The sequence below is a fragment of the Pedobacter psychrotolerans genome, assembly GCF_004340665.1.
GTDB lineage: Bacteria > Bacteroidota > Bacteroidia > Sphingobacteriales > Sphingobacteriaceae > Pedobacter > Pedobacter psychrotolerans.
In genome coordinates, this window is record NZ_SLWO01000001.1 from 898,964 (window position 1) to 906,552 (window position 7,589).

Annotated in this window: 1 protein-coding gene and 1 tRNA gene; one reads left to right on the top strand and one right to left on the bottom strand. The window is 34.2% G+C overall.

Going from position 1 to position 7,589, the window contains the following annotated elements; all coding sequences use genetic code 11:
* The first annotated feature begins 22 nt into the window (after nt 1-22).
* On the top strand, nt 23-6,961 hold the full coding sequence (locus tag EV200_RS03915; protein WP_132529488.1) for an AAA domain-containing protein: 6,939 nt from the start codon (nt 23-25) through the stop codon (nt 6,959-6,961).
* Nucleotides 6,962-7,500: 539 nt separating this feature from the next.
* On the opposite strand, the gene EV200_RS03920 is transcribed toward EV200_RS03915, so the two are convergent.
* A tRNA-Leu gene (locus EV200_RS03920) sits at nt 7,501-7,584 on the bottom strand.
* Nucleotides 7,585-7,589 lie beyond the last annotated feature (5 nt).

A 7,589-nucleotide genomic window follows, 5' to 3' on the forward strand; every position in this document is an offset into this window, starting at 1 on the left:
TAAAACTTAATGCTCCTAGCTCATGAAGATAAAAAATATCCAACAATATCGAAGCTTTTATAAAAACGAAGTCCGTCGCCTTAGGTTAGATGACCGTAATGAAAATTTCATCGGTAATTTTTTAAATCAACCTAACTCTAATGAAGTAGAATTTGGATGGTTTGAAATATATCACGGGGACAAGGAGGGATACGGAAAAGCTGAAGCAGGGATCGAAAATTTTTTGCAAAGTTTCTTGGATATGGCAAAAGACGGACAGGCTGTCTATGAGTTTTTACAAAATTCGGTAGATGCTGGCAGTACGCATTATGCAATGTTTTGGGGGCAGGATGAGATTGATGGAAACCACTATCTACTGGTTGCCAATAATGGTAAGATGTTTAATCTTGACAGTGTTCGGTCTATTCTCAATGTAGGCTCATCCACTAAAAGTAACGATAGTCATACTATAGGTAAATTCGGCATTGGTTTTAAGCTTGCGCACCGCTTAGTAGGTAAAGACAATGGCTTACAAGAATTAATTAATGAGCATTCGGGCCCTATACTTTTTAGCTGGAAAAATTATGAAATCGAACAACTGGCTAGTGGAGATGCTGCTGAACCAGTAAAATTCAGCTACAATGCTAAAGCCAACCGTAATTTTGAAATGGCAGACGACTATCCATGGCTATTTAAAATTTTAATAACATGCTTCCCCTGCTTACCGGAAAATAATAGTGTAGAAGAATTGCCAAAGATGGCAAATGGTCAACTAGCCGAGGTTAATCCATTCAGTAGCGAAGAATACAAGGTGCTTTCCCGATGGGTTAAAAAACATCAGCATATCTTAGATAAAGATACTTATAATGAGGGAGCCTTGTTTTTTATCAAATTGGGTAAAGGTAAAGAAGAAGAACTTGCGGAAGTGAATCTAGAAGAAGGCGTAAAATTTGCGATAGCCATCCTGAAGGAAACCGCAAGCTATGAAGAGCGGAAAGAAAAGTTACTACATACTGTTCAGCTAAATGATAATGCGCCTATAACTTATCCTGAGCTAGAATACATTAAACTGAAAATATCGAAAGAAATAGATAAAGATACCTATGCTTATATTAGGTTCGGAGTGGAGAATTACCATGATTTAAACAACGAACAACGACGAAAAGTTGCAGATGAGGCCGACATTGAAGTTTTGTTCGGTTTTAGAAAGCATAATGAAATTGGTGAGTATTTTAAAGGGGCTCCTAATCTATATTTATATTTTCCTTTATCGGAAGAAGTACATAATTTCAATTATATACTTCACTCCAATGCTTTTTATAAAGGCAGTTCAAGAACCTTTTTGCATACAGGAAACAGCAAGGAAGATGGGATAAACGAACGTCTGCTAAGAGTGCTTGTTGACAAAATAGAGGAACAACTAAAAAAGCTTTCTCAATCTGAAAATCCAGATGACAAGTCACTTCTTCTCCACTTTTATGCATCACTATTAACATCTGGAAAAAGTACCAACCAAGCTAGACTGTGGATTGAAACACCATATGTAGACCCGGTAAATGAGCTACTAAAACAATATATTCCTGTCTGCAATAACTCTACGATTAATAGCTTCAGAACTGTTGCTGATAACCGTACTGTGTTTATCAAGAAAACAGGAATTGATATTGACCCTGACGCGTGGAGACTGCAAGACGTACATTGGTTTTATTGGAATGAGAACGATGCTGATATCTATCTTAGAGCCAAAGAAAAACTCGAAATTGAAAACTATACCATTTTTGATTTACTTGAAAATGCGGAGATTGAAACCAAAGTAAACAATTGGTTGGATGGCAATGAAGACAGAATAAAATTAATATTAAAGGAAATATCATCAGTTACGCCAGATAAAGCTTTAATTGACCGTATAAAATCACAGTTAATACAGTTAAAGCTATTTAAATTTTCAAATGGAGAAACATTATCACTTGCTGAATTTTTAGAAAGAGAAAACGAGGGTTACTTTCTTTTACACAATAGCCTTGGTGGAATAAAGGAAATTTTACAAAAAGTAGGTTTAATTACAACAGAATTAGATTTGACAGAATTTGAGTTCGTTGAAAAATACCGAACATTCTTATTGCAATCTTCCAAACACAGTGGATATACTGAACTTACTAAATTATTCAGCCAGTCGGTAAAGGATGAAATGTTGTCTAAGCTTAGTAAAGACGAAAAATTAAAAATATTCAATGCCTTTAGAACTCTTAACGCTGACAATGTAAATGAACGGATAAAAGAACTTAAATTATTTGAGAATAATTTAGGTAAATCTGTAGCTTTCAAATCATTATTAGCACCACAGCGAGATAGTTCCTGGCTCAATATATTCAGTATTTCTGTCAAGGAATATGATGACCAGATAAAAGCATACTTATTGGATGACAAGACAGCCGTTTATGAACAAATTATATACCCATATTGGGAAGACATACTAAGCCAGATAGCAAAAACTCCTAAAGAAGTAAATTCAATAGTTAGCCATATTGCATCTATATTTGATGAAAGTAGTTGGTCTGAAAAACAACAACATTCATTATCAAATCATGATTTGATTCTGTTTAAAGAGGAAGTAGTAAGAACTAAGAATTTTTTCTACAACAGTACCCTTGTAATTTTATCAGAAGAGCTTTTTTCCAAGGTTCAAAATATAGCATTCAAAATTTACGGGCTTTATATACCGGACATTATTCTTATTAAGCATTTGGATGAGACACCACTTTCTTATTCTAGTGGGATAGCTAACTTATCAATTGATGTGAAGAATATATCAATCGATGACATTAACGGCTTGTTGCTTTTGTGTAGTGTTTGTGATATAGACTTCTTCGAACACAATACGATATCCTATGATGGAGACAACTATTTGATTAATAATGGGTCAAATCTAATACAGTATTCTTCTTTAGATAAACGTATTGTTGATTATATAGGAAAGTTTCATCAAGAAAAGTTTATTCTAATTCCTACGTCTATTCAAGTTAAAGATGGAGCAATTAAAATGTCTGGTACTGCTTTGATAGGCCAATTAATTGAATTGTTTCAGGAAAAAACAATGGAACAAGAACTGGATCTGATTGAATTGGTACTGAATGAGCGGCATGAAGATAAAAGCAGACTATTAAGTTCTTTGACATATTTGAGATTAGATGCTTCCTGGCAGGAAGAACGTCAGAACGAAATGTATTTCAAGCTTATTGATGCCGTTCTTGAAGAAAAAATCGCAACTGATGATTTACAAGCTATACAACACAAAATAATAATATACAATGGTGATCAGGAGGTTAACATTGGAGGAATAGAAAGTGCTCAGGACGCTATAGAGGTAAAGAGAGGAGATAAGTCAATTTATCTCTCTCAATCTCAAATTTTAAGTCTGGAAAATTCACAGATAATAAATCTCATACAGCATTTTCACGATGCAGCTTTAGATAGAAATTTGATTAGCTCTGCAAAGGCAGATCGATTGTTCAAGATTTCAAGCGTTGGGATTACAGACGATCTTATTAATCGATTTGAAAAAGTTCTTAGATCATTAAACTTGCTTAAGGATGCATTACCAATTACCAATTCTCATCAGCTAGCTTTTGTGTTACTTTCTAATAAGTATGCTCCTTCCGAATTAAAAAGGTTTGCAGTAAAATGCCATAATAACAAATGGTATTTTCTAAAAGGGGGAAAGGTTATCTTATCTAAGGAAAATGAAGTGTATATAAATGGGAGCTCTCTATTAAACGAACAATACGACGATTTGCAATCAGTACTTTCTCTTGGAGATCTCGACGTATACAATTTTGGAGAAAGTGAAGATGATATTATCGCCTCCAGATTCTTATTTGTTAAAGGAATGGAGCCTGACATACTGAATTCAGAGGAGCAGCTTTTACATAAGTTGGACTATTTATATAATGGCTGGAAAGGATTACCTCCTGCAACAAGAGATTACAAAAAAGACGCTGAATGGGAAGATTTTCTAGGCATAAACCCAAGGCATTTTGTATTAAACGGAAAGCATATTGAAAGTGAAATACTACCCATTGACTTTTTAGAATGGTACAACGACGAAAAATCGAAAAAGGAATTTTTAACAAGCATTGGTGTTTTTGTAAACGACAAATTTCTGGAGCCATTACGACAATTTCTATCAAGGGATGTAGAAGTGTTGCCAGAAATTATTGACCCCTTGAAATTTAATGATACTATCTTACTCAATATACTTAAAGGTTTATGTGGCGCTTTTACCACTTTGAATAATCAACCGGTAATGTATGATGATGGGAAAGATAATTTTAGGATTTCGATACTTGAGCGTATAATAACTCATCTAATTGAAATTGATGTCGAATGTCCTTTGCTGGTATACAATGATAGTATTTCATTCAACCTTGTAAACTCATCCACAACCAAAATTTGGCAAATAGAAGACGAGCTACATTCAAAGCTGAAACAAAACGATCAGAATAATTTGAATCACATTTATTCCAGCTACTGCATAATTAAATCAGAATTACTATCCGTTCAGAAACTTAATGACCAAACAGATCAATTTGAATTTAAACGGGAGTTCATTCCAATAAACATAGAGGAACATGATGAACCCTTTTACCATAATTGGAGCAAACGTCATAACATTATACTCACAAAGCAGGATCAATTGATGTTTAGAATCTTCGATTCGGATGAAGAGAAAAGGGAATACATTGGAACAATTGTAGACGTTGGCTTTTATATCGTAGAAGAAGATGAATGGGTGAGAATTTACTATACTAAAAATATTCACTTGGAGGGTTTAAAGTCTGCTTTGGAAGAATCAGGGAATTCATTAGCAGAATTGATTGGGGAGTTAATTTCCAGAAGAGACACAATGCTAGCGAGTATTTACAATGCTTATAATTCTGCTAGTATAGATGATGTAAATAGCGAACATTTAAAGGCACTACAAGAGGCTTTCAGAGAACAGAATTTAAAGCAAGAGCGTAACGGTCTAATAGATAATATAAAAGGCAACACTAAATATTCACATAGTTGGTTTATGTCTTATTTAGATTACCTATTAACCTTCAGTGGTAATACAACTGATAATAATAAGCAAAAAACGATTCGTTTCCAATCCATCAAGCGTCAGATTGTAAATCAGCTAATTTCGGGTAAATATTTTTTGCTGTGTGGTGCAAGTTCATATGTCAGCGAAGCCATAGAGGAAGCCAGTGACTTTTCATTGTCAGTTACATTAAATAACAACAAGAGAGTAGATGTATTAGTTGAAGGAGCCCAAAAGCAAGGTCAGGATCTGTTGATATTTTGTCCAAAAGGAATACCCAGTGATTTGACGGAAAACCTAGATACTATCTTTCAGGCCGAAATAACCTTTATTCCGCAAATTGATTTATTAAAAGAGCTAAGAAATGCCTTTGCAAATAAAAGCAACTTAGAAAGTTGGGATGAAATAAAAGAGATACTACCTCCGCTGCATTTCATATATGGCCCTCCGGGAACCGGAAAAACTACCTCCCTTTGCGAAAGAATAATTGATATAAAAGAGGAAAATCCAAAAACAAAAATACTCTTTTTGACTCCAACTAATAAAGCAGCAGATGTTTTGTCTAAGAAGCTGTTGATACCATCCAAGAATCCTAATGATCAAGTAGGTGGAAAGCTGAAGAAATTGAATGATAACAATGAATATTTGACAATTACCCGTATTGGAAGACCTACTGATCCCGAATTAGAAGATTTGGATGCAGAAGTTTATCAATCTTCGGTGAATAATTCAGTGCTTAAATGGGCAGATGTAATTGCAATGACGATTCATCGTTTGCCTTATACATCAGCGTTCACGGAGGAGCTAAACAATGAAATCAAATTATTCAAACTAGAAGAGCATTGGGATTATGTAATATTTGATGAGGCGTCAATGATTAACCTTCCCTATTTGGTATTTGCGATAATGGCAATATCCAAATTCAGCCCTAATGTAAAATTCATTATTGCTGGAGATCCTAAACAAATTCCTCCGGTAGTAGATGTAAATGATAAAGAATTGGAAGAGTTGGATATTCAGGATGAAAATGTTTATTCAATGATGAATATTAGAAGTTTTAATGAAAACGAGCAATTATTGAGAAGTGGTGATTCTATTCAAAATTTGAATATTCAATATAGAAGCGTAGGTAAAATTGGTCAGCTATTCAGTGAACTATCATATGGGGGTCTACTGCAACATCATAGGGAAAATATAGGAAATAAACCTAAGATGTTACCACCTGAACTTCAGAACTTGATAAGCAATAATGTTCTGTTTATTGATATTCCTTTGAATAACGAAGATTCCGTTTTTAAGATTAGGCAATTATTCTATAGCTCATATCACATATACAGTGCTATTTTGGTAAGTGAAATTGTCAAATTTTTTGATACTGCACTTGCTGGAGATGAATCATGGTCAATTGGACTTATTGCTCCTTATAAAGCTCAAGCTGTTATGATGAATAAACTTATCGCCTCTTTCGGTATCTCTGAAAAAGTAAAAATTTATGCAGATACGGTTCATGGTTTTCAGGGGGATGAGTGTGATCTAGTGTTTTTTATTTCTAATCCAAATAATTACTATTATACGGGTCATCCCAAGAGCTTATTATCAAAGGAGTATATCTACAACGTAGCAATCAGCCGCGCTAGAGACTACTTAATAGTATTACATCCATTTTCTACCATTTCTAATAATACATTCATTAATAGAATTACTAATAGTTATCATAACAGCTTTGGAACTGCCGTTGTAAAACAATCCTCTGAGATTGAAACTATGCTTTTCAGAAACAAGAATTTTATTTACGAAAATAGTTATATAACAGGTCATGATCCTATTAACGTTTTCGGACAGTTGGAGAAGAAATATTTCATAAAAGCTAACCCAGGTGCAGTTGACATTCAATTAAGATAACCTAGTTAAATAATGACATTATAAAAAATTGAACAATATGTTGAATGGCAAAAATTTGATTCGATCCAAGTAATTTTTCAGTACTCGTCTGCGAAAAGGGATACATTTATTCCCTTGTTGCGGACAAGTACTTTAATTAGTGTCATTATCAGCTAGATATTTAGACTCTGAATGTTACCCAAATTTAAGGGTATCAAAAAAGGTTAAAATAGGTATCAGGTGTTCGACTGTGATCTCTCCCAATCTAAATAAAAAGAGGGTTATTATGATTTATGATACCTCTTTCTTACATTTCGAAAAAAAATTACTCTTAATTCAAGGGAAAGAATTTCCAAAGAGTATCATTTTCAATATTCATCAAATTGATTGAGAAAAGACTTATATATTTCAGATGATGGCTGGAGTCAAAGATTCTTAGTCTTCTACTCCATTCAAAGCTTAAGGCCTAGAACATGCCTAAAAGGGGCTGTTCCCGGAGTCGAACCATAAAACAAAAAGCCCTGATTTTCATCAAGGCTTTCATTTCGATTTTTTTGAAGTACTCGGGGCGGGAATCGAACCCGCACGCCTTTGAAAGCACAGGATTTTAAGTCCTGCGTGTCTACCAGTTCCACCACCCGAGCATTAG